Annotated in this window: 20 protein-coding genes; 8 read left to right on the top strand and 12 right to left on the bottom strand. The window is 62.9% G+C overall.

Annotation, left to right across the window (positions count from 1 at the left end):
* Positions 1–3 precede the first annotated feature (3 nt).
* Positions 4–795: a LytR/AlgR family response regulator transcription factor gene (locus tag AT959_RS05880; RefSeq protein ID WP_066881597.1), complete on the bottom strand. Its 792-nt coding sequence runs from the start codon at positions 793–795 to the stop codon at positions 4–6.
* Positions 771–1,787 carry a sensor histidine kinase gene (locus AT959_RS05875; protein WP_066881594.1) on the bottom strand — a complete coding sequence of 339 codons (1,017 nt, stop codon included), beginning with the start codon at positions 1,785–1,787 and terminating at the stop codon, positions 771–773. The genes AT959_RS05880 and AT959_RS05875 overlap by 25 nt, the downstream gene beginning before the upstream one ends.
* 58 nt (positions 1,788–1,845) lie before the next feature.
* Between AT959_RS05875 and argH the strand changes: the two genes are divergently transcribed.
* The 3 genes from argH to AT959_RS05860 all read left to right on the top strand — a co-directional run bounded on the left by argH (position 1,846) and on the right by AT959_RS05860 (position 5,056).
* Positions 1,846–3,231 (top strand): argininosuccinate lyase, encoded by a 1,386-nt coding sequence (gene argH, locus AT959_RS05870; protein ID WP_066881592.1) that lies wholly within the window; start codon positions 1,846–1,848, stop codon positions 3,229–3,231.
* Between the two features lie 18 nt (positions 3,232–3,249).
* Positions 3,250–4,530: a serine/threonine-protein kinase gene (locus tag AT959_RS05865; protein ID WP_066881591.1), complete on the top strand. Its 1,281-nt coding sequence runs from the start codon at positions 3,250–3,252 to the stop codon at positions 4,528–4,530.
* Between the two features lie 148 nt (positions 4,531–4,678).
* Positions 4,679–5,056 (top strand): OsmC family protein, encoded by a 378-nt coding sequence (locus tag AT959_RS05860; RefSeq protein ID WP_066881590.1) that lies wholly within the window; start codon positions 4,679–4,681, stop codon positions 5,054–5,056.
* A gap of 75 nt (positions 5,057–5,131) precedes the next feature.
* Here AT959_RS05860 and grxD read toward each other — a convergent pair whose 3' ends face one another.
* From grxD to prfA, 3 genes are read right to left on the bottom strand one after another with little or no spacing between them, the layout of a single operon-like run.
* Positions 5,132–5,467 carry a Grx4 family monothiol glutaredoxin gene (gene grxD, locus AT959_RS05855; protein WP_066881588.1) on the bottom strand — a complete coding sequence of 112 codons (336 nt, stop codon included), beginning with the start codon at positions 5,465–5,467 and terminating at the stop codon, positions 5,132–5,134.
* A 12-nt stretch (positions 5,468–5,479) separates the two neighbouring features.
* A complete protein-coding gene (gene prmC / locus AT959_RS05850; RefSeq protein WP_066881587.1) occupies positions 5,480–6,301 on the bottom strand; it encodes a peptide chain release factor N(5)-glutamine methyltransferase in 822 nt (273 codons plus the stop codon).
* A 2-nt stretch (positions 6,302–6,303) separates the two neighbouring features.
* Positions 6,304–7,386: a peptide chain release factor 1 gene (gene prfA, locus AT959_RS05845; protein WP_066881583.1), complete on the bottom strand. Its 1,083-nt coding sequence runs from the start codon at positions 7,384–7,386 to the stop codon at positions 6,304–6,306.
* Positions 7,387–7,517: 131 nt separating this feature from the next.
* Here prfA and AT959_RS05840 point away from each other — a divergent pair, with 131 nt between their 5' ends.
* Positions 7,518–9,185: a GGDEF domain-containing response regulator gene (locus AT959_RS05840; protein WP_066881580.1), complete on the top strand. Its 1,668-nt coding sequence runs from the start codon at positions 7,518–7,520 to the stop codon at positions 9,183–9,185.
* On the opposite strand, the gene hemA is transcribed toward AT959_RS05840, so the two are convergent.
* The 5 genes from hemA to AT959_RS05815 all read right to left on the bottom strand — a co-directional run bounded on the left by hemA (position 9,144) and on the right by AT959_RS05815 (position 14,265).
* Positions 9,144–10,394, bottom strand: coding sequence for a glutamyl-tRNA reductase (gene hemA / locus AT959_RS05835; RefSeq protein WP_066881578.1), 1,251 nt, complete (start codon positions 10,392–10,394; stop codon positions 9,144–9,146). The two genes, AT959_RS05840 and hemA, sit on opposite strands and share 42 nt — an antisense overlap.
* 72 nt (positions 10,395–10,466) lie before the next feature.
* Positions 10,467–11,534, bottom strand: a complete 1,068-nt coding sequence (locus AT959_RS05830) for a sulfate/molybdate ABC transporter ATP-binding protein (protein WP_066881575.1) — start codon at positions 11,532–11,534, stop codon at positions 10,467–10,469.
* Positions 11,534–12,397: a sulfate ABC transporter permease subunit CysW gene (gene cysW, locus AT959_RS05825; RefSeq protein WP_066881573.1), complete on the bottom strand. Its 864-nt coding sequence runs from the start codon at positions 12,395–12,397 to the stop codon at positions 11,534–11,536. Before cysW ends, AT959_RS05830 begins: the two co-directional genes overlap by 1 nt.
* Positions 12,394–13,266, bottom strand: a complete 873-nt coding sequence (gene cysT / locus AT959_RS05820; RefSeq protein ID WP_066881568.1) for a sulfate ABC transporter permease subunit CysT — start codon at positions 13,264–13,266, stop codon at positions 12,394–12,396. Before cysT ends, cysW begins: the two co-directional genes overlap by 4 nt.
* Positions 13,267–14,265, bottom strand: coding sequence for a sulfate ABC transporter substrate-binding protein (locus tag AT959_RS05815; RefSeq protein ID WP_066881566.1), 999 nt, complete (start codon positions 14,263–14,265; stop codon positions 13,267–13,269).
* Positions 14,266–14,445: 180 nt separating this feature from the next.
* Here AT959_RS05815 and AT959_RS05810 point away from each other — a divergent pair, with 180 nt between their 5' ends.
* Positions 14,446–15,015 (top strand): OmpA family protein, encoded by a 570-nt coding sequence (locus AT959_RS05810; RefSeq protein WP_066881562.1) that lies wholly within the window; start codon positions 14,446–14,448, stop codon positions 15,013–15,015.
* A gap of 93 nt (positions 15,016–15,108) precedes the next feature.
* Here the strand turns inward: AT959_RS05810 and AT959_RS05805 are convergent, their stop codons facing one another.
* Positions 15,109–15,297, bottom strand: a complete 189-nt coding sequence (locus AT959_RS05805; protein WP_066881558.1) for a hypothetical protein — start codon at positions 15,295–15,297, stop codon at positions 15,109–15,111.
* 232 nt (positions 15,298–15,529) lie between these two features.
* On the opposite strand from AT959_RS05805, the gene ovoA reads away from it, so the two are divergent.
* The 3 genes from ovoA (at position 15,530) to AT959_RS05790 (ending at position 21,157) form a co-directional block, all read left to right on the top strand.
* Positions 15,530–17,644: a 5-histidylcysteine sulfoxide synthase gene (gene ovoA / locus AT959_RS05800; RefSeq protein ID WP_066881553.1), complete on the top strand. Its 2,115-nt coding sequence runs from the start codon at positions 15,530–15,532 to the stop codon at positions 17,642–17,644.
* A gap of 213 nt (positions 17,645–17,857) precedes the next feature.
* The gene (locus AT959_RS05795) at positions 17,858–18,823 is read left to right on the top strand and encodes a methyltransferase (protein ID WP_066881545.1); all 966 of its coding nucleotides are present in this window, start codon (positions 17,858–17,860) and stop codon (positions 18,821–18,823) included.
* A 132-nt stretch (positions 18,824–18,955) separates the two neighbouring features.
* Positions 18,956–21,157 carry an OsmC domain/YcaO domain-containing protein gene (locus AT959_RS05790; RefSeq protein WP_066881543.1) on the top strand — a complete coding sequence of 734 codons (2,202 nt, stop codon included), beginning with the start codon at positions 18,956–18,958 and terminating at the stop codon, positions 21,155–21,157.
* 235 nt (positions 21,158–21,392) lie between these two features.
* Here AT959_RS05790 and AT959_RS21030 read toward each other — a convergent pair whose 3' ends face one another.
* Complete coding sequence (locus AT959_RS21030; protein ID WP_157651221.1) at positions 21,393–21,560, bottom strand: hypothetical protein; 168 nt, start codon at positions 21,558–21,560, stop codon at positions 21,393–21,395.
* Positions 21,561–22,193: the final 633 nt, after the last annotated feature.

The following is a 22,193-nucleotide window of genomic DNA, read 5'->3' as shown; positions in this document are numbered from 1 at the left end:
AATTCAGGAATTCTTGACCAGCGCCTTGGCCGGCGCCCATTGCCGGCGACTGACCGGCAGCTTCTCCGGCACGCCGCGCAGCAGCGCCCAACCATAGGCTTCGGCATCGTCGCCGGCCGCCCGCTCGAAGCCGGCCAGCGCAGCACGGGCGACCAGCACGGCACGGTGCAGGCGGATGAAGCGCTCGGCAAATTCGCTTTCGAGATGGGTCAGCGCATCATCGAGCAGATATTCGCGCTCTACCGTGCGCGCCGTGACGTATTTCAGGTCGGCCTTCAGGTAGAGGATTTCATTGACCGGGACCAGCAACAGGCGGCCGCGCTCGTGGCAGGAAAGATGACTGCGCCCGCCGCCCCGCACTTCGCGGCCGATACTGGCGAGCAGGGCGGGATCCAGGTGGGGAACGGCCGGGATCTTCTGCAACGCGGTCAGCAGGCGCTGGGCACGCACCGGCTTGAGCAAGTAATCGACTGCGTTCAGATCGAAGGCCTGCACCGCGTAATTGTCGTAGGCGGTCGTGAAGATGACGGCCGGCGCCTGCTCCAGGCTGCCGAGATGGCCGGCCAGCTCGATACCGTCCATGCCCGGCATGCGGATATCAGCCAACACGACATCGACCGGCTGCTCGCGCAAAAAGGCCAGCGCCGCCAGGCCATTGCCGGCCTCGCCGACCACTTCGCTCGGCAACTGGCCGGCGATATCGCCGAGCAGGGTGCGCAGGCGGTCGCGTGCCAGCGGCTCGTCGTCGACCAGCAGGATTTTCAAGGGACTCACGGATGAACCCGGCGGCGGCATGGCAGCATGATGCGAACCTGATAAATGTTTTCACCGGCCACAATTTCGAGCCGCGCCTCGAGATCGTAATACAGGGCCAGCCGTTCGCGAATATTGGCCACCGCCATCTGGTTGCCGGCGGCATGCTGCGCCTGACCGGCGGTCGGATTGGCAATGGCGATGTGCAGTTCGTCGCCGCGCTGCGCGATGACGACCTGCACCGTGCCGCCCTCCGGAGCCGGCTCGATGCCGTGATAGACGGCGTTTTCGAGCAGCGGCTGGAGCATCAGCGGCGGAATCGGCAGATCCAGGGAAACCGCCCCGATTTGCCAGTCGACCGCCAGGCGGTCGCCGAGGCGCAGGTGCTCGAGTTCCAGATACTGCTTGCCGAGGGAAATTTCGTCGGCCAGGCTGACCAATTCGCCCGGATCGCGCATCGCGGCGCGAAAGAGGTCGGAGAGCGCCTCCAGCGCCGCCTCGGCCTGCTGCGGCCGAGCCCGGATCAGCGACAGCACGGCATTCAGCGAGTTGAACAGGAAGTGCGGCCGGATACGGGCATTCAGCGCCGCCAGCCGCGCTTCGGTCTGGGCCGGCGAAAAAGCCCGCGAGCGCAACTCGAAGTAACCGAGCAGCAAGGCGGCGGCAGCCATCGCCAGCAAGGCACTGCGCCAGCCGCTGCTCCCTTCGATCAGCGACAGGGCGCGGGTGTACAGGAAAAAACCGGCAGCCAGCCCGCCGGCCAAAGCCAGCACCAGGGCCTGGCCGAGGCGCAGCGGCAGGCGCCAGAGCAGGTCGCGGGCCAGCGAGAGCAGGCCGAGGGCGATCAGCAACAAGGGTTCGACGATGGCGGCCAGTTCGACGTAATGCCCCAGCCAGCCGGCCAGATCGGACGTTTGGACGAGCGCGGCAAGCAGCGCCAGCGCATTGATGCCGAGCAGCACGCGCAGCATCACCCCGAAATTGCGCCAGTCGGGCAGCGGGTGAGTCGCGGGAAAGTGCCGTATACTTGTCATTCTTGATGCGGATTGTTGTTCAATTCGTCGCTTAACTGCCCCATTCTAGACCAGAGTCATGACTTCCAACGCCACGCAATACACTTGGGCCGGCCGTTTCTCCGAGCCAGTTTCCGATCTCGTCAAACGCTATACCGCTTCCGTCGATTTCGACCAGCGCATGTGGCGCCAGGACATTCGCGGTTCGCTGGCCCACGCCAAGATGCTCGCCAAGCAGGGCATCATCAGCGCCGGCGACCTGGCCGACATCGAACGCGGCATGGCCATCGTCACCGGGGAAATCGAAGCCGGCACCTTCGAATGGTCGCTCGATCTGGAAGACGTACACCTCAATATCGAAAAACGCCTGACTGCACTCGTCGGCGACGCCGGCAAGCGCCTGCATACCGGCCGTTCGCGCAACGACCAGGTCGCCACCGACATCCGCCTCTACCTGCGCGACTCGATCGATGACATTCTGGCCCTGATCAAGGCCTTCCGCTCGGCGCTGGTCGACCTGGCCGAGAAGGAAGCAGCGACGCCGATGCCCGGCTTCACACACCTGCAGGTCGCCCAGCCGGTGACTTTCGGTCATCACGTGCTGGCCTACTTCGAAATGTTCGGCCGCGATGCCGAGCGCTTCGCCGACGCCCGCAAGCGCACCAACCGCCTACCGCTCGGTGCCGCCGCCCTGGCCGGCACGACCTACCCGATCGACCGCGCCTTCGTTGCCGCCGAACTGGGCTTCGATTACGTTTGCGAAAACTCGCTGGACGCCGTGTCGGATCGTGACTTCGCCATCGAATTCACCGCCGCCTGCGCGCTGCTGATGATGCACATCAGCCGCCTGTCCGAGGAACTGGTGATGTGGATGAGCCCGCGCATCGGCTTCATCCAGATCGCCGACCGTTTCTGCACCGGCTCGTCGATCATGCCGCAGAAGAAGAATCCGGATGTGCCGGAACTGGCCCGCGGCAAGACCGGCCGCGTCTATGGCCAGCTGATGAGCCTGCTGACCCTGATGAAGTCGCAGCCGCTGGCCTACAACAAGGACAACCAGGAAGACAAGGAACCCTTGTTCGACGCCGTGGACACCGTCACTGACACGCTGCGCATCTTCGCCGACATGGCCGGCGGCATCACCGTCCGCGCCGACAACATGCAGGCCGCGCTGACCCAGGGCTTTGCCACCGCCACCGACCTCGCCGACTACCTGGTCAAGAAGGGCCTGCCCTTCCGTGACGCGCACGAAGCGGTCGGCCACGCGGTCAAGGCGGCCGAAGCGAAGGGCGTCGATCTGCCGCAACTCTCCCTGAGCGAACTGCAGGCCTTCTGCCCGCAAGTGGAAAACGATGTTTTCGCGGTGTTGACCGTCGAAGGCTCGCTCGCCTCGCGCGACCACATCGGCGGCACCGCGCCGGCCCAGGTCAAGGCCGCCATCGCCCGGGCCCGCAGCCGCCTGTAACAAGACTGGCGCCAGGCGATGATCGAGAAGCTCGGCAAGTACGAGCTTTTGCAAAAGCTCGGCGAAGGCGCGACCAGTACCGTTTATCTCGGTCGCGACCCCTTCGCCCAGCGCGACGTGGCGATCAAGGTCGCCAGCCCCGCCGTCCTCAACGACCCGAAGCGGGGTCGCCTGTACACCAATCTCTTCCTCAACGAAGCCTCGCTGGTCGGCCAGCTCAACCACCCGCACATCGTGCAGATCTACGATGCGGTGGTCACCGACAAGCTCTGCTACATCGTCATGGAGTATGTCGCCGGCGGCACGCTGGAAGAGCGTGCCCGGCCGGGGCGCCTGCTGGCGGTCGACCGCGTCGTCGAGCTCATTTTCAAATGCACGCGCGCCCTCGATTTCGCGCACCGCCTCGGCATTACGCACCGCGACATCAAGCCGGCCAACATCCTGCTGACCGGCGAATCGGACATCAAGATCACCGATTTCGGCACCGCCATCATCAGCCGCCAGACCGAGCGCACCCAGGTCACCAGCATCGGCTCGCCGGGCTACATGTCGCCCGAACAGGTCCAGGAAAACCCGCTCGACCACCGCACCGACATCTATTCGCTCGGCGTCGTCATGTTCCAACTGCTGACCGGGCGCCTGCCATTCGAGGCCGACAGCAATTACAAGATGATCTACCAGATCATCCACGGCGACCCGCCGCAGCCGTCCAGCCTGCGCCCCGAGCTACCGCCGGTGCTCGACCAGATCGTCGGCCGGGCGATGGCCCGCGACCGCAACGCGCGCTACCAGAGCTGGGGCGCCTTCGCCCAGGACCTGACGCAGGCGGTGCGCGACCGGCAGTTGCAAACACCGGGCGGCGACTTCGCCGATACCGAGAAATTCGACATCCTGCGCGCCATGCCCTTCTTCGCCGAATTCAGCGACGTCGAAATCTGGGAAGTGCTGCGCTTCTCGCAATGGCAGCGCGTGCCGCCCGGCAGCGTAATCATGCGCGACGGCGAACCGGGCGACTTTTTCTGCTTCCTCGCCGCCGGCAACCTCAAGGTCAGCAAGGGCGGCAAGATGCTCGACATCCTGAGCAAGGGCGAATGCTTCGGTGAGATGGCGGTGATCGGCCGGCAGCACCAGCTACGCGGCGCCGACATCACGGCGCAGAACGCCGCCGATCTCATCAGCGTCAGCGGCACAGCACTGCAGCAGGCTTCCGCCGCCTGCCGCATGCACTTCTACCAGAGCTTCGCCGAAGTGCTGGCCAGCCGCCTGTCGCTGGCCAACCAGCGCCTGGCCACCCGCTAGAACAACCGCTCCCGCGGCCCGCGGGCGGCGTCGATCAAGAAATCCTTGCCTTGCGATATATTAGCCAATTATTATATTCAATGGTGTTGATATTTAAGCAGGCAACCCCCGCCCGGACGCCATAAAACCAACAGCAAGGAAGACCAGCATGTATTCAACCGTTGTCGACAACACACCGCTCATTCACGTCAATGCCGGCAAGCACGCCGCAGACTATGCCGTAAATGGCTCCCTGATGAACCCGCTGGAAGCCTTCTATGCCTCGCTGGCCGCCTGCGCCGCCGTCTTTGCCAAGAAGAGCTGCAAGGAACTGGGCGTGCCGGCCGCCGGCATCGAAATCAACTGCAAGCCGTTTGCCGGCCCGGGCGGCCCGCTGACCCTGGGCAAATTCAAGACCGAAGTGCGCTTCCCCGAACAGTTCACGGCCGAACAAAAAACTGCCATTCTCGAGAGCATCACCCATTGCGCGGTCAAGGACATCGTCCAGGACGGCGCCGCGATCGAGTTCTCGGTCACTGAAATCTAGGCCGCAGGCGCCAGGTCGCGCCCATGAAAAAGGCCCGCCGAACTGGCGGGCCTGGCATTTGGCGCGGCGAAAAACTCAGGCCTGGGCCTGAGCCTGGGCGATGTCTTGCAGCATGGTCTGCAGTTCACCCGCCTGGTACATCTCTTTCATGATGTCGCAGCCGCCGACGAATTCGCCCTTGATGTAGAGCTGCGGAATGGTCGGCCAGTTGGCGTATTCCTTGACGCCATTGCGGATTTCTTCGTCGGCCAGCACATTGACCGTCACGAAATCGTTAACGCCGCACAGCTTGAGGATCTGCACGGCCGTGGCCGAGAAACCGCACTGCGGGAAACGGGCGTCACCCTTCATGTAGAGGACGACGGGGTTGGTGGTCACGGTTTGGTGGATGCGTTGCTGAACGTCGGACATTTTTTCTCCAGATTACAAATGACCCCCCGAGACGCGATCGATCTCGGCCAGGTCGGGAAAGGTAGATGCGGCTTTGAACCCGGCATCGTGCAATAAGTTCCGGCTGGCTGCGCCCTGATCGTAGCCATGCTCGAACAAAAGCCAGCCGCCCGCCGTCAGATGGGCCGGCGCGTCGGCGACGATGCGGCGGATGCAGGCCAGGCCGTTGCCGCCGGCCTCGCCGTCGCTGAGCGCCATTTGCGGCTCGAAAGGCAGGCCGTCGCGACTCAGGTGCGGGTCACCCTCGGCAACGTAGGGCGGGTTGGAAACGATCAGGTCGAAACGCTGGCCAGCCAGTTCGGCAAACCAGTCGCTCGCGCAGAAGGCAAGCTTCGCCCCGAGCCGGCCGGCATTGTTGCGCGCCACGGAAATGGCCTCTTTTGACAGGTCGACCGCCAGAACCTCGGCTGCCGGGCATTCCAGGGCCAGCGAAATGGCGACGATACCGCTGCCGGTGCCGAGATCGAGCACTTTCGGCGCCGTCAGGCCGCGCAGCTTTTCCAGCGCCAGATCGATCAGTACTTCGGTTTCCGGCCGCGGAATCAACACCGCTGGCGAGACCTGGAAAACGCGACCACGAAACTCGGCCTCGCCGACCAGGTAGGCCAGCGGCTCGCCGGCCGCCCGCCGCTCGACCCATTCGGCAAACTGCGCGTAGGCCGGCGCGATGACCGGCGTTTCCGGGCGCGCCAGCAGATCGGTGTGCGAGCAGCCGGTGGCGTATTGCAGCAGCAGACGCGCGTCGAGCCGGTCGATTTTCTGCCGGGCGGCGGTCAACGCCTCGAAAAGCGTCATTTTCAGTTCTGTTCGGCCAGCTCGGCCAGCAAGTCGGCCTGGTGTTCGGCGGCCAGCGCACCGAGCAGTTCGTCCATGTCGCCGTCCATGATCGCGGCGATCTTGTACAGCGTCAGGTTGATCCGGTGGTCGGTGATCCGCCCCTGCGGGAAGTTGTAGGTCCGGATGCGTTCGGAACGGTCGCCGGAGCCGATCAGGCTCTTCCGGGTACTGGAAATGTGGGCTTGCTGGGCGCGGACCTGGACGTCCTTGATCCGCGCCGCCAGCACCTTCATCGCCGACGCCTTGTTGGCGTGCTGCGAGCGGCCATCCTGGCATTCGGCGACGATGCCGGTCGGCAGGTGGGTGATGCGCACCGCCGAATCGGTCTTGTTGATGTGTTGACCGCCGGCCCCGGAGGCGCGGAAGGTGTCGATCCGAAGGTCGGCCGGATTGAGGTTCACATCCTCGACCTCATCGACTTCCGGCATGATCGCCACGGTACAGGCCGAGGTATGGATGCGGCCCTGGGTTTCGGTTTCCGGCACGCGCTGCACGCGGTGGCCACCCGATTCGAACTTGAGCCGCGAATAAGCGCCATTACCACCGATCCGGCAGATGATTTCGCGGTAACCGCCGAGTTCCGACTCGCTGGCCGACATTACTTCGACCTGCCAGCGCTGACGCTCGGCATAGCGCGAATACATCCGGAAAAGGTCGCCGGCGAACAGCGCCGACTCGTCGCCGCCGGTCCCGGCGCGGATTTCGAGCAGCACGCCGCGCTCGTCGTTGGGGTCTTTCGGCAGCAGCAGCTTCTGCAACTCGGTTTCGAGTTCGGGCAGGCGCGCCTTGGCGGCGGCGATTTCCTCTTCGGCGAAATCGCGCATTTCCGGGTCATCACGCATCGCCTCGGCCTCGGCCAAGTCGTTCTCGGCCTGGCGGAAGGCGTTGAACTGGAGGATCACCGGCTCGATTTCGGCCCGCTCGCGCGACAGCTTGCGGAACTGATCCATATCGCCGGCCGTGCTCGGCGCCGACAGCATGCGATCGATTTCGTCGAGGCGATCGACCAGCAGATCAAGTTTTTGGCGAATGCTCGATTTCATTTCGGATAGCCAGCCGGCCCGGGTGTGCGAAGGGGCGTAATGGTACCCGAGAACACCTTCCGTCGGCGATGGATGGCGATTGCCACACAGCCTTTCAAATAGCATAATCCGCCGATTGCGGAAGTCATCCCATGCCAGCCATCTCCCATTCGGTCATCGCCCTTGCAGAAACGCTTGAACTGCGCTGGAAAAGCTATCGTGAGGGCGGCGATTCGGACGTTTTCGTCGAATTCACGCTGTCCCTGAACGGGCTGACCGAACAGCTCAGCCGCCAGCATCTGCCCGGCCTGGTCCGCGCCTGCCAGGAACTGGAAAACGCAGCCCTGGCGCTGTTCGGCGACCGCTCGATGCACCCGATCCCGGATGACCAGGCCAGCGCCATCGAGCGCCAGCTCGGCATCATCCTGACCGAACTGCACCGCCATGAGACACCGGCCGTCCAGCCCCGCCGCCAGACCGACGAGCCGGACAACAACGACGAGGCCTGGCACCGGCCGCGCCGGGTGCTGATCGTTTCGCGCGCCGAGCACCCGTGGACCGCATCGCTCTCCGAACAACTGAGTTTTTTTGGTTTCAAGCCGGCCGAGCAGCGTTGGGAGAGCACCGCCTTCGACATCGAGAACGAGCCGCCGCTGGCCATCGTTTTCATCCCCGACCGCGAAGGCTGCGTTTATCCACTGAGCGCCATCACCGCCATCAAGGCCTTGCGCACCGCCTGCCCAACCAGCTATTTCTACTGCCTGTCGGTGCCCGCCAGCCTGGAAAGCATCGTCCAGTTGCAGCGAGCCGGCGCCGATGCCTGCGTGCCGGTCGGCAACAAGGTGAGCGACGTGCTGTCACGGATTCTCGATCTGGTCGAAACGCGCGAACATGAAGTGCATCGCGTCCTAGTCGTCGAGGACTCGGCCACCGCCATCGCCCACATCCGACGCTCGCTGTCGCAGCACGGCATCGACAGCCGCGCCATCGGCGACCCGCGCACGCTGCTGCAGGCGGCCGCCGACTATCGCCCCGATGCCATCCTGATGGACATGTACATGCCCTTCTGCACCGGCGTCGAAGTAACCAGCGCCCTGCGCCAGATTCCGGAATACCAGTCGTTGCCGGTGATTTACTTGTCGAGCGAAACCGATATCGCGCAGCAGGTCGAAGCCCTGCGCCTGGGCGGCGACCAGTTCCTGACCAAGCCGATCAACCCGATCATCCTCGCCTCGGTGGTAAGGACAAAGATCGAGCGCTACCGTGAAATGCTCTACTCGGGGCGGCACGACAGCCTGACCGGCCTGCTCAATCACTCGACCTCGAAGGGGCAACTGGAAAGCCTGCTGCGCACCAGTTCGCCGGCCCGCCATCTGGTCGTCGCGATGATCGACATCGACCGCTTCAAGTCGATCAACGACAACTACGGCCACCCGGTCGGCGACCAGGTCATCCGCAGCCTGGCCTGGCTGCTGCGCGGCCGCCTGCGCAACAGCGACCTGATCGGCCGCTATGGCGGCGAGGAATTCATCATTGCACTGCCCGATGCCGACCTCGAACGGGCCTGCAGCCTGCTCGACCGGATTCGTGAGGATTTTTCGCAGCTGCCGCATGCCCATGCCCGCGGTGCGCTGCGGGCCAGCTTCAGCTGCGGCGTTGCCGCGCTGCCGGATTACACGACGGCGGCCAGCCTGATCGAGGCGGCCGACCAGGCCTTGCTGGAAGCCAAGCGCAGCGGTCGCAACCGGCTGGTGCGGGCGCCCCGCCCGCAGCACGACTCAGTCGTTCGAATGCAGATGAAAGAGCCGGCTGGCGGCTGACTGAAGTTCGGCACGCTCGCCGCCTTCGGCCTGGTTCAGCGCCTGGGTCGGCGCATGCAGGAACTTGTTGGTCAGCCGCTGCGACAGGTGCTCGAGCACCCGCTCGGCCGACTCGCCCTTGGCCAGCAGCTTGATTGCATGTTCCATCTCGTGCCGGCGCATGCGCTCGGCCGAGTCGCGCAGCGAACGGATGACCGGCACCGTGTCGCGGGCCTGCAGCCAGCCGAGGAAATCCTGGACGCGGCTGGCAATGATGTCCTCGGCTTCGACCACCGCCGCCTGGCGCGACTCCAGACCGCTTTCGACGACCTGGGCCAGATCGTCGACGGTGTAGAGGAAGATGTCGTCGAGGGCGCCGACTTCTTCCTCGATATCGCGCGGCACGGCCAGGTCGACCATGAAGATCGGACGATGCCGGCGAATCTTGATCGCCCGTTCGACCATGCCGAGGCCGATGATCGGCAGCGGGCTGGCGGTACAGGAGACCACGATGTCGTGGGCGGCCAGATGCTCGCCCAGCTCATCGAGGCGGATGGCAGTGCCATTGAAACGCTCGGCCAGCGCCCGGCCGCGTTCCAGCGTCCGGTTGGCGATGGTCACCTGCTTTGGCTGACGGGCGCAGAAGTGGGCGGCGCACAGTTCGATCATTTCGCCGGCACCGATGAACAGGATGCGCTGGCCTTCGATCGATTCGAAAATGCGCTCGGCGAGATGCACGCCAGCCGCCGCCATCGACACGATGTTGGCGCCGATCGCCGTCGTGCTGCGCACTTCCTTGGCCACCGAGAAGGAACGCTGGAACAGCTTGTGCAGCTGCGTGCCGAGCGTGCCGCTCTCTTCCGCGGCGCGCACGGCGTCCTTCATCTGACCGAGAATCTGCGGTTCGCCGACGACCATCGAGTCGAGACCGCTGGCGACGCGGAAGGCATGGCGAATTGCTTCCGGCTGATCGTGCGTATAGAGGAAGGGCGACAGTTCGCCACGCTCGACCTGGTGATACTTGGCCAGCCAGTCGATCACCACGTCCGGCGTTTCGGCCGAGCAATAGATTTCGGTGCGGTTGCAGGTGGACAGGATCGCCACCTCCTTGACCGACTGGCTCCGGGTCAGGTCGGACAGCGCATGCTGCAGCTTGTCGGCGCCAAAAGCCACCCGTTCGCGAATGGCGAGCGGGGCGGAGTGATGGTTGATGCCGAGGGTAAAAATCACCGGATTGGGCTGGCGCGGTCAGAATGGGGGGCGATTATAACACCCGCCCCCGGCGCCCTTCCCCGATCTGGATCAGAACAAAAAGGCCTGTTTTTCAGGTGTTGACCGCGGCAACTGGTCGGCGCCGAACACTCGCATCTGCCGAGGCCGGAACCAGACCGCCTGACCGACGACCAGTTGCAGCGCCTCGTGCCGCTCGCGCGACAGCTCGACTTCGACGATTTCGCTGTTGTGCTGCAGCTCGATGCGGACCAGCGGCCCGATCGGATGGACATGCTGCACCGTCGCCTGCAGGCCATCCTCGAGCGGTTGCAGCGCGATGTCGATGTCGTGCGGGCGGACGAAAGCGGTGGTTTTCTCCGACGCCTCATGGCGCTCGACTTCGGCATAGCCGCCCTGGACCCGGCTGTGGAAGACATTGACGTTACCGAGAAACTGATAGACGAAGGGCGAGGCCGGGCTGGAATAGACTTCGTCGGGCGAGCCGATCTGCTCGATCTTGCCGTGGTTCATCACCACCACGCGGTCGGCCACTTCCAGCGCCTCTTCCTGGTCGTGGGTCACGAAGACGCTGGAGATGTGCATCTCGTCGTGCAGGCGGCGCAGCCAGCGGCGCAGTTCCTTGCGCACCTTGGTATCGAGGGCGCCGAACGGTTCGTCAAGCAGCAGCACTTTCGGCTCGACCGCCAATGCGCGGGCCAGCGCGATGCGCTGCCGTTGACCGCCGGACAGTTGCGACGGGTAGCGGTCAGCCAGCCAGTCCAGTTGCACCAGACCGAGCAGCTCCATGACCCGGCGCTTGATCTCGGCGTCGGACGGGCGCTCCTTGCGCGGCTTGACGCGCAGGCCGAAGGCGACGTTCTCGAACACCGTCATGTGGCGGAACAGCGCGTAATGCTGGAAGACGAAGCCGACATTGCGGTCGCGGGCGTGCAGGTGCGTCGCCTCGGCACCGGAAAAGAGGATTTCGCCCTGATCGGCGCTTTCCATGCCGGCGATGATGCGCAGCAGCGTCGTCTTGCCGCAGCCGGAGGGGCCGAGCAGGGCGACCAGTTCGCCGGTCGGGATGTCGAGATTGATGTTGTCGAGCGCGACGAAATTGCCGAAGCGCTTGGAAATGTTGCGGATTTCGATACTCATCAGGTTTTCTCCGGTGCCAGCACCGTGTTCAGCATTTCGGTTTCCTTCTTCATCCGCCACTCGACGATGGTCTTGGCGACCAGCGTGACCAGTGCCAGCAGGGCGAGGATGGAAGCGGCGGCGAAGGCGCCGATGGCGTTGTATTCGTTGTAGAGGATCTCGACATGCAGCGGCAGGGTGTTGGTTTCGCCGCGAATGTGGCCGGAAACCACCGACACCGCGCCGAACTCGCCCATCGCCCGGGCGTTGGACAAGATGACCCCGTAGAGCAAGCCCCACTTGATATTGGGCAGCGTCACCCGCCAGAACATCTGCCAACCCGAGGCACCGAGCGACACCGCCGCCTCTTCCTCGTCCTTGCCCTGCGACTGCATCAGCGGAATCAGTTCGCGGGCGATGAAGGGGAAGGTAATGAACAGCGTCGCGATGATCATGCCCGGCACCGCGAAGATGATCTTCAGATCGTGCTCGGCCAGCCACGGGCCAAAGGTGCCCTGGGCCCCGAACAGCAGGATGAAGATCAGGCCGGCGACGACCGGCGATACCGCGAAGGGCAGATCGATCAGCGTGATCAGCAGGCTCTTGCCCTTGAAATCGAACTTGGCGATGGCCCAGGCCGCCGCCACACCGAAGACGATGTTGAAAGGCAGCACGGCCAGCGCAATGCCGACGGTCAACCCGATGGCGGAGCGGGTTTCCGGCTCCTTCAGCGCTTCCAGGTAGACCGGCAGACCCTGGGCCAGCGCCTCGACGAAGACGGCGACCAGCGGCAGGCCGAGGAAGAAGAACAGGAAACCGAGGCCGACGCTGAGCAGCGTGTAGCGGACCCAGCGCGGTTCCTGCGTGGCGCGCGTGGACTTCATGCCACACCTCCGGCTTTGGCCGCCGTCACTTCCAGCGGCTCATTGTTCTTGTGGCGATTTGCCGTCCACCATTGCAGCACATTGACCGCCAGCAGCAGGATGAAGGACAACCCGAGCATGACCACGGCCAGCGCCGTGGCGCCGAGCACGTCGTACTGCTCGAGCTTGGAAATGATCAGCAAGGGGGTGATTTCGGAGATCAGCGGCAGGTTGCCGGCAATGAAGATCACCGAGCCGTACTCGCCGACGGCACGGGCGAAAGCCAGCGCGAAGCCGGTGAGCAGGGCCGGGAAGATGGCCGGGAAGATCACCTTGACGAAAGTCTGCCAGCGCGAGGCGCCGAGCGAAGCAGCGGCTTCCTCGACCTCGGTTTCGATGTCCTCGATCACCGGCTGCAAGGTCCGGACGACGAAAGGCAGCGTGATGAAGGTCAACGCGACGACGATACCCCACGGCGTATAGGCCACCTTGAAGCCGAGCGGCTCGATGTAGCGACCGAGCCAGCCATTACCGGCATAGAGCGTGGCCAGCGTGATACCGGCCACCGCGGTCGGCAACGCGAAGGGCAGATCGACCAGCGCATCGACGAAGCGCTTGCCCGGAAAGGGATAGCGCACCAGGATCCAGGCCACGATCAGGCCGAAGAAACCGTTGATCAGCGCCGCGATCAGCGAGGCGCCGAAAGTCACCCGAAAGGCGGCCAGCGAACGCTCGCTGAGGGCGATATCGATGATCTGCCCGAAGCCGAGCTCGGACGCCTTGAGAACCATGCCGCCCAGCGGCAGCAGGATCAGCAACGAGAGATAAACCAGCGTGTAGCCCAGCGCCAGACCGAAGCCGGGCAACACGCGATGCGTCTTTGCGGCCATTTATTTCTGCACGTAGATCTGGTCGAAGCTGCCGCCATCCTTGAAGTGGACAGCGAACGCCTTGTTCGCCCCACCGAACACTTCATCGACGGTAAAGGTCTTGACGGCCGGGAACTGGGCGGCGTACTTCTTCAGCAGTTCCGGATCACGCGGCCGCAGATAGTTCTGCGCAGCATTTTCCTGGCCATCCTTCGACCACAGATACTCCAGGTAAGCCTGCGCCTGCTTGCGCGTGCCCTTCTTGTCCACCACCTTTTCGACCAGGGCGACCGGGAACTCGGTCTGCATGGTCAGGCTCGGGTAAACCACCTCGAACTCGCCCTTGCCGAATTCCTTGGCGATCATTTCGGCCTCGGATTCGAAGGTAATCAGCACATCGCCCATCTTGCGCTGCATGAAGGTGGTCGTCGCATCGCGGCCGCCGGCGGCGAACAGCGGCGCGTTCTTCAGCAACTTGCCGAGGAATTCCTGTGCCTTCTGGTCGTTGCCGCCCGGCTGCTTGAGCGCCCAGGCCCAGGCCGACAGGTAGGTGTTGCGGCCGTTGCCGGTGTTCTTCGGATGCGGGATGATCATCTGCACGCCCGGAGCAGCGACGTCGGACCAATCCTTGATCGCCTTCGGGTTGCCCTTGCGGACGATGAACACCATCGCCGAGGTGTAGGGCGACGCATTGTTCGGGAATTTCTTCGCCCAGTCCTTGGCGACCAGCCCCTTGTCGGCCAGGAACTCGATATCGTTGGCCTGGTTCATCGTCACCACATCAGCCTCAAGGCCGTCGGCGACGGCGCGCACCTGCTTGGTCGAACCGCCGTGCGACTGTTTCAGCTCCAGACTTTCCCCCGCCTTCGCCTTCCAGTATTTCTGGAACATCGGGTTGAAGTCCTTGTAAACATCGCGAGCCACATCGTAGGAAGCATTCAGCAGTGTGGCATCGGCCAGCGCGGCGCTGGCCACCAGGCTCAACAGGAGCGCGGAAACGGATTTGCGAAATGAAGACATGGCACACCTTGTTCACGGAAGAAGGGAATGAAATTTAGCCGATGCTGTTATAACCACAAAGACAAATTACGCATTTGTTTATTTCCGGATCAGCTAAAACAGCGCACTACGGCCATCAGGCCTGTTCGTTCAACGGCCGAGCGGCTATCATTCGACATTCTTCTCGCAGCCCAATTCACGATGCGCGCCTCCCTGCCTGCCACCCTGTTGCTTTCCGCCCTGCTTGCCGCCTGTGCCTCGACCAAGGATGCGCCGGCCAACAAGAACATTTCCCAAAGCGGCGCCCTCAAGGTACACCCGGGCCTGCTCGGCCAGCCGGTGCCGCCGGAACTGCAGCAGGAACCCCGCGTTGCAACCAGCACGTCGGCCGCCACGGTGGAAAACGCGATCAAGATGGATGGCGCCGGCCTGCGTACCCAGCGCAGCGTCTATTTCGACTTTAACAGCACCGAGGTCAAGGCCGAGTTCAACCCGGCGCTGCAAGCCCACGCCCGCTACCTGGCGAGCAACCCGAAATCGCGCATCCGGATCGACGGCAACGCCGATGAACGCGGCGCCCCCGACTACAACCGGCAACTAGGCATGAAACGGGCCGAAAACGTTCGCCAGTCGCTGATCGGCCTCGGCGCCCCGGAAAAGCAGCTCAGCATCAAGACGCTGGGCGAGTCGCGCCCCAAGCTGAAGGGGCACGACGAAGAGTCCTGGTCGGAGAACCGCCGGGCCGATGTGGTGTACGAGCAGGAAAACTAAGCCTCTCCGGCCCGGCCCGAAGCTCGGCCCCCAAAGCAAAAAACCGCCAATTCGTGGCGGTTTTTTCATTGGCGGCGATCTTTTAAGCGGGACTCACACCTTCTCCACTTCCTTGACCTGATGGCCGGGGATGTGGGTCAGCCACTCGGAGAAGGGGATTTCCCTGACCTCGGGCAAGCGCCGCTCAACCGAGCGGCGGCGCTCCCGCCAGCCGGACGGCGGACCAAGATCGACACCTCGCCGATCATCACCGTTTTCCCGCTTGTTCTGCAACTTGCTCATCACCACTCCTGTCTTGCCTTCACGGCCAGTTGGCAGAACTGCCCTGCCCGAACCAGCGTACAGCCGAAGTGTAAATGGGGAGCCGGAAAACGGCGGTGAAATAACTCACGCCCGCGGCGACATCGACCAAGCAGTCGCAGCAAAAGGCGGCCGCCCCCGGTTATCGAAACGGCAGGCGAAGAGTATGCTTTGACGCTCCAAGCTGAATGGACTTCCTCGGTTGACTACAGCCATGAGCACGCCACTCTTTCCACGCAGCCCGCAACTGGCTGACCGGCCGGTCGACGCGGTCCGGCGCGACATTCTCGACACTTTCCACGCCACCTTCGATCGTTACGAACAACTGTTCGAAACCCTGGCCTGCGACGCCGCCTGGTACGAAAAAGCAATCCGGCTGCGCCATCCGCTGATTTTCTATTTCGGGCATACCGCGACCTTTTTCATCAACAAGCTGCTGTTGGCCGGCCTGATCGACCAACGCCTCAATCCGCGCTTCGAATCGATCTTCGCGGTCGGAGTCGACGAGATGAGCTGGGACGATCTCGACGAAACCCGCTACGACTGGCCCAGCGTCGCAGCCGTGCGCGACTACCGGAATCAGGTCCGCCAGCTGGTCGACCGCATCATCCGCACTACCGAACTGTCGCTGCCCATCGACTGGCAGCACCCGTGGTGGGCGATCCTGATGGGCATCGATCACGAGCGCATCCACCTGGAAACTTCGTCGGTCCTGATCCGCCAGCATCGACTGGACTATCTCCGCCCCCACCCGGCATGGGCACCATGCCGCATTAACGGCATACCTCCGGACAACACGCTGGTGGACATCCCGGCCGGCCGCGTGCGGCTGGGCAAGGACTTCAGGGACGATCACTATGGCTGGGACAACGAATACGGCACGCACCAGGCCGACATTGCGGCTTTTCGCAGCAGCCGCCTGCTGGTCTCGAATCGTGAATTCCTCGCCTTCGTCGACGCCGGCGGCTATGCCGACGACCGCTGGTGGCAGGAGGAGGGACTGGGCTGGCGTAATTTCACGCAGGCGACGCAGCCGAGCTTCTGGGTCCGTCAGCCCGATGATCGCTGGCAGCTGCGCCTGATGACCGAAGAAGTGCCGATGCCCTGGGATTGGCCGGTCGAGACCAATTACCACGAGGCCAAGGCCTTCTGTCAGTGGAAGACCGCGCAAAGCGGCCTACCGGTGCGCCTGCCGAGTGAGGACGAGTGGTATCGCCTGGTCGACTTTGCCGGTCTCGGCGAAATCGACCCCGAGCAGCCTGCCCCGGCCAACATCCACCTCGACCACTGGGCATCGCCCTGCCCGGTAGACCGCTTCGCCCACGGCCCGCTGTTCGATGTCGTCGGCAATGTCTGGCAATGGACGGAAACCCCGACCTACCCGTTCGACGGTTTTGCCGTCCATCCGATCTACGACGACTTCACGGCGCCGACCTTCGACGGGCGCCACAACCTGATCAAGGGCGGCGCCTGGGCTTCCTGCGGCGACGAGGCCCGACTGGCGGCGCGCTACGCCTTTCGCCGCCACTTCTTCCAGCACGCCGGCTTCCGCTATGTCGTTTCGGCGATGCCTGCGGTCAACCCCGCCTCGAACTATGAAACCGACGAACTGATGGCGCAGTACGCCGAGTTCCACTTCGGCGACAGCTATTACGGTGTCGCCAACTTCCCGGCCACCCTGGCCGCCCTGGCCGTCGCCGCCATGAGCGAGCAACCGAAGCGGCGCGCTCTCGACCTCGGCTGCGCCACCGGCCGCGCCTGTTTCGAACTGGCCCGGCATTTCGACGAAGTCACCGGCATCGACTTTTCCGCCCGCTTCATCGGCCTCGGCGCCCAGATGGCCGAACAGGGACGCATCCGCTACACCTTGCCGGAGGAAGGCGAACTCGTCACCTACCGCGAACGCACGCTGGCCGAACTCGGCCTCGCCGAGACGGCCAGTCGCGTCAGCTTCTGGCAGGGCGACGCCTGCAACCTGAAACCGAACTTCACCGCTTATGACCTGATTCTCGCCGCCAACCTGATCGACCGCCTGCACAGCCCGGCCCAGTTCCTGGCCGGCATCCACCAACGCCTGACCCCGGGCGGCCTGCTGCTGATCGCCTCGCCCTACACCTGGCTGGCCGAACATACCCGGCGCGAACACTGGCTCGGCGGCTTCAAGAAGGATGGCGAGAACTTCACGACCCTCGACGGTCTGCAGGCACTGCTCGCGCCGCATTTCGAACTGCTCGGCCCACCGCAGGATGTTCCCTTCGTGATTCGCGAGACCAAGCGCAAGTTCCAGCACACGCTCTCCGAAGTTACGCTCTGGCGGCTTCGACACTAGCTTCGTCAGCGGTAACGGCAAGACAATGCCCGCTCGCCGAAGCGGGATTGCGCTATCCTCCGGGCCTTCGAAAACCTCCTGCCCGGTCACGATGGCCAGATGCCCCTGGCCTGCTTTGGCTTGACCGAGCCCCAACAAAACATGACAAAGACAACAACGACCCGGGTCCCCAAACCCGATGTTTGCCAGCCGACCGGCTCGGCAGAGCTAGCCATGCTGGATGTCTACATGCCGATGATGAAATCATCAGCCATCATCTCGGCCGGGCGTTTGGGGCTGTTTGAAGCCTTGGCCCAAGGCCCGCTTTCGGTAGCCCAACTGGCGACAAAGATCGAATCCAGCACCAAAGGTACGGCAACCCTGGCCGATTTCCTGATTGCCCTCGGCTACCTGGAAAAACAGGAAGGGCTTTTGGCCAATACGGCGAGTACGCAACGCTGGTTTACCAGTCTCGGCCAGGTGGATTACACCCCGGGCCTGCTCTGGACGCATGAAGCCTGGCCGATGATGGGCGGCCTGGCCGAAGCGGTGCGTAGCGGCCACCCCGAGAAAACGCTCTGGGATGCCATGGTCGAGCACTCCCATCTCGGTGAATTGTTTTCGTCGTACATGGCCGCCTTTGCCTCGGATCTCGGGCCGGATCTGCTCAAGCACGTCCCCGTATCAGCGGAACAGCATCGACTGCTCGACCTGGGCGGCTCGCATGGCCTGCATGCAATCCGGTTTTGCCGGCACTATCCCCAACTCGGCGCCGCCATCGTCGACCTGCCCAGTGCCTTGACGGAGACCGGGACGACCATCGCGAACGAGGGGCTGGCCGAGCGTATCCGCCTGATCCCCGGGGATTTGCAGGAGCAGGACTGGGGCAACGAACATGACCTGGTGTTTTATCTCTCGGTCGCCCACAACCATACAGCAGAAGAAAATCGCCAGATCATCGAGCGTATCGGCAACTCCCTCGCCCGGGGCGGCCTGCTGGTCATTCACGAGTACCTGGCCGAATCGCCGCTTGACGCACTGGACGCCGCATTCCGCCTGACCCTGCTGGTCGAAACCGGCACCCAGACCTATCGTTACGAAGATTATTGCAATTGGCTGACGGCCGCCGGCTTCGCGTCAATCGAACGCATCGACCTCAATCCGCGCGAAAAAGGCTCATTGATACTGGCTCGGCGCTAGCGCCAACAACAATGCATGCGCTTGTCGGCGCCAGTCACCGACTTCCCCAACTGCCGGGAAGCGCGGTTTTCCCACAAGGAAAGCCGGATAATGGCGGCCAATTCGTTGTGAACGCTATTTTTGGATTCCCGTATGGAAATTAAGGTCAATTTTCTCGACAAGCTTCGTCTCGAGGCCAAGTTCGACGACTTCACGGTCATCGCCGATCAGCCGATCCGCTACAAGGGCGACGGCTCGGCGCCGGGGCCGTTCGATTACTTTCTGGCTTCGTCGGCCTTGTGTGCGGCCTACTTCGTCAAGCTCTACTGCGATACGCGCAACATTCCGACCGAGCACATCCGCCTGTCGCAGAACAACATCGTCGATCCGGAAAACCGCTATCAGCAGATTTTCAAGATCCAGGTCGAGTTGCCGGCGGATATTTCCGCCAAGGACCGCCAGGGCATTTTGCGCTCCATCGAGCGGTGTACTGTCAAGAAGGTGGTGCAGACCGGGCCGGAGTTCGTGATCGAGGAGGTCGAGAATCTCGACGCCGATGCACAGGCTTTGCTGACGCTGAATTCGGATTCGGCAGCGAGCACCTATATCGCCGGCAAGGATCTGCCGCTGGAGCAGACCATCGCCAACATGTCCGGCATTCTGGCCGGGCTGGGCATGAAGATCGAGATCGCGTCGTGGCGCAACCTGGTGCCCAACGTTTGGTCGCTGCATATCCGCGATGCGCATTCGCCGATGTGCTTCACCAACGGCAAGGGGGCCACCAAGGAAAGCGCGCTGGCCTCGGCGCTGGGCGAGTTTATCGAGCGGGCCAATTGCAATCACTTCTACAACGACCAGTTCTGGGGCGAAGAGATCGCCAACGCGGCTTTCGTGCATTACCCGAGCGAGCGCTGGTTCAAGCCAGGCAAGAAGGACGCGCTGCCCAAGGGCCTGCTCGACGACTACTGCCTGGAAATCTATAACCCGGACGGCGAGCTGCGCGGCTCGCATCTCTACGACACCAATTCCGGCAATACCGAGCGCGGCATCTGCGCGCTGCCCTACGTGCGCCAGTCGGACGGCGAAACGGTGTATTTCCCGACCAACCTGATCGACAACCTTTTCCTGAGCAACGGCATGAGCGCCGGCAACACGCTGGCCGAAGCGCAGGTGCAGTGCCTGTCGGAAATCTTCGAGCGGGCCGTCAAACGCGAAATCCTCGAAGGCGAAATCGCGCTGCCCGACGTGCCGGCCGAGGTGCTGGCGAAATACCCGGGCATCGTCGCCGGCATTGCCGAACTGGAAAACCAGGGCTTCCCGGTGCTGGTCAAGGATGCGTCGCTGGGCGGCGAATTCCCGGTGATGTGCGTGACCCTGATGAACCCGCGCACCGGCGGCGTCTTTGCCTCCTTCGGCGCGCATCCGAGCCTGGAAGTGGCGCTCGAACGCAGCCTCACCGAGCTGCTGCAGGGGCGCAGCTTCGAAGGCCTCAACGACCTGCCGCGGCCGACCTTCGAGAGCAACGCCGTCACCGAGCCGAACAACTTCGTCGAGCACTTCATCGATTCGAGCGGCGTGGTGTCCTGGCGCTTCTTCAGTGCCAAGGCGGATTACGAATTTGTCGAGTGGGATTTCTCGGGCGAGGGTGAAAATTCCAACGCCGACGAAGCCGCGACCTTGTTCGGCATCCTCGAAGACCTGGGCAAGGAAGTGTACATGGCGGTCTACGACCAGCTCGGCGCCACCGCCTGCCGCATCCTGGTGCCGGGTTACTCGGAAATCTACCCGGTCGACGACCTGATCTGGGACAACACCAACAAGGCGCTGGCCTTCCGCGCCGACATCCTCAACCTGCACCGCCTCGACGACGCCGGACTGGAAGCCTTGCTCGAACGTCTGGAAGACAGCGAACTCGACGACTACACCGACATCATCACGCTGATCGGTGTTGAATTCGACGAGAACACCGACTGGGGGCAGCTGACCATCCTCGAACTGAAGCTGCTGATCAACCTTGCGCTGCAGGACTTTGCGGCCGCCAAGGAGCAGGTCGAGGCCTACCTGCAGTACAACGAAAACACCGTCGAGCGCGGCCTGTTCTACCAGGCGCTCAACGTGGTGCTGGAAGTGCTGCTCGACGACGAACTGGAACTGGACGATTACGTGGTGAATTTCCGCCGTATGTTCGGCAACCCGCGCATGGATGCGGTGCTCGGCTCGGTGGACGGCAGCGTGCGCTTCCACGGCCTGACGCCAACCAGCCTGCAACTGGAAGGGCTGGATCGGCACCAGCGCCTGATCGACAGCTACAAGAAACTGCACGTGGCGCGGGCCAAGGTAGCGCCTTTAGAGTAACGGGGAGCCGCCCCTCCCCGCTTCGGTAGCCGTTACCTGCAAGGCCAACGTCCGCTGCCGGTTGGCCTGACCGTCCGCAATGGGTTGCAGTCATTGGCCAATTCTTGAGCCAACGGCCGCTAAGGCCGACGTCCTTCCGTTGGCCATAAGGCAGGTTTCGGTGTGGAGCAGCCCTTTTACGGTCAGCTATCTGGCGAGGATGTACGCACGCTCCTGGCTGTGTGCTGTAGTAGCCCTACATCCACCAAGGATCTGACCCTGTATCTTCATCGTCATCCGTTTCGATCCCTTCTTCTTCACGTTCATCATGAAAAGGGTGATCTGGTTTATGGGGATGATGGATAGGATCTTTGGGATTTTGGGTGTCGGGCTCTATGGGCTGACGGCCCGGTGAAGTCGGCATAAACATTCCTTACTACAATCGTTCAGGTCCATTGGGCAGATATCCATATACAAGGTTGCAACTCATTGAACATGCAGTTCAAGGGAGACAATGATCATTGGAGTTCTACAAGCAGCTACCCTTGTGCGCATTCATCCGAACGACAGCTGTACTTCGGAAGCTGACGGAAGAACAATTCACACTACTCGGCCAAAGCTGACCTTGGGAGTCCGGACAGAATTGGGCAGCAATGCGCCGCTCAACTGCCGTTCATTCGCTGACGCTGGTCAATGACTGCTTCGTTATCTCGGAGGGGCAGCACCCGACCCGCTGCTGTCCTCGTAGCTTGGCCTGCAAATGTCAGCTGTGCAGCGATAGCTGCCATTTGCCGAACAGCCCAGCCGTCCAATTTCGCTTCGTAGCGGTCACCCATGTCGTGACGTTGGTTTGGGAACAATGACTGCTTTTGAGTGAAGCTCCGACAGTGTCTGCAACCTACCCTAGTGCTGACTAGTCAACCATCATGACTCAGTACACAAGTTATACTGTTTGTAACAAATGGATCAGTTAGGCAATTAAGTTGCAATCAATCTTGGAGGTGGCCGTTTTAGGGCTGATTTAACTCTGCAGTTTCATGCCATTTAAGTGTCGCAA

The sequence above is a fragment of the Dechloromonas denitrificans genome (assembly GCF_001551835.1).
Taxonomy (GTDB): domain Bacteria; phylum Pseudomonadota; class Gammaproteobacteria; order Burkholderiales; family Rhodocyclaceae; genus Azonexus; species Azonexus denitrificans.
This window is presented reverse-complemented; position numbering and strand designations above follow the sequence as displayed.

Bases quoted from the DNA above. Each gene is read 5' to 3' on its own strand.
- AT959_RS05880 (WP_066881597.1), bottom strand. From the start codon at position 795: ATGCCGCCGCCGGGTTCATCCGTGAGTCCCTTGAAAATCCTGCTGGTC.
- AT959_RS05875 (WP_066881594.1), bottom strand. From the start codon at position 1,787: ATGACAAGTATACGGCACTTTCCCGCGACTCACCCGCTGCCCGACTGG.
- argH (WP_066881592.1), top strand. From the start codon at position 1,846: ATGACTTCCAACGCCACGCAATACACTTGGGCCGGCCGTTTCTCCGAG.
- AT959_RS05865 (WP_066881591.1), top strand. From the start codon at position 3,250: ATGATCGAGAAGCTCGGCAAGTACGAGCTTTTGCAAAAGCTCGGCGAA.
- AT959_RS05860 (WP_066881590.1), top strand. From the start codon at position 4,679: ATGTATTCAACCGTTGTCGACAACACACCGCTCATTCACGTCAATGCC.
- grxD (WP_066881588.1), bottom strand. From the start codon at position 5,467: ATGTCCGACGTTCAGCAACGCATCCACCAAACCGTGACCACCAACCCC.
- prmC (WP_066881587.1), bottom strand. From the start codon at position 6,301: ATGACGCTTTTCGAGGCGTTGACCGCCGCCCGGCAGAAAATCGACCGG.
- prfA (WP_066881583.1), bottom strand. From the start codon at position 7,386: ATGAAATCGAGCATTCGCCAAAAACTTGATCTGCTGGTCGATCGCCTC.
- AT959_RS05840 (WP_066881580.1), top strand. From the start codon at position 7,518: ATGCCAGCCATCTCCCATTCGGTCATCGCCCTTGCAGAAACGCTTGAA.
- AT959_RS05830 (WP_066881575.1), bottom strand. From the start codon at position 11,534: ATGAGTATCGAAATCCGCAACATTTCCAAGCGCTTCGGCAATTTCGTC.
- cysW (WP_066881573.1), bottom strand. From the start codon at position 12,397: ATGAAGTCCACGCGCGCCACGCAGGAACCGCGCTGGGTCCGCTACACG.
- cysT (WP_066881568.1), bottom strand. From the start codon at position 13,266: ATGGCCGCAAAGACGCATCGCGTGTTGCCCGGCTTCGGTCTGGCGCTG.
- AT959_RS05815 (WP_066881566.1), bottom strand. From the start codon at position 14,265: ATGTCTTCATTTCGCAAATCCGTTTCCGCGCTCCTGTTGAGCCTGGTG.
- AT959_RS05810 (WP_066881562.1), top strand. From the start codon at position 14,446: ATGCGCGCCTCCCTGCCTGCCACCCTGTTGCTTTCCGCCCTGCTTGCC.
- AT959_RS05805 (WP_066881558.1), bottom strand. From the start codon at position 15,297: ATGAGCAAGTTGCAGAACAAGCGGGAAAACGGTGATGATCGGCGAGGT.
- ovoA (WP_066881553.1), top strand. From the start codon at position 15,530: ATGAGCACGCCACTCTTTCCACGCAGCCCGCAACTGGCTGACCGGCCG.
- AT959_RS05795 (WP_066881545.1), top strand. From the start codon at position 17,858: ATGCTGGATGTCTACATGCCGATGATGAAATCATCAGCCATCATCTCG.
- AT959_RS05790 (WP_066881543.1), top strand. From the start codon at position 18,956: ATGGAAATTAAGGTCAATTTTCTCGACAAGCTTCGTCTCGAGGCCAAG.
- AT959_RS21030 (WP_157651221.1), bottom strand. From the start codon at position 21,560: ATGCCGACTTCACCGGGCCGTCAGCCCATAGAGCCCGACACCCAAAAT.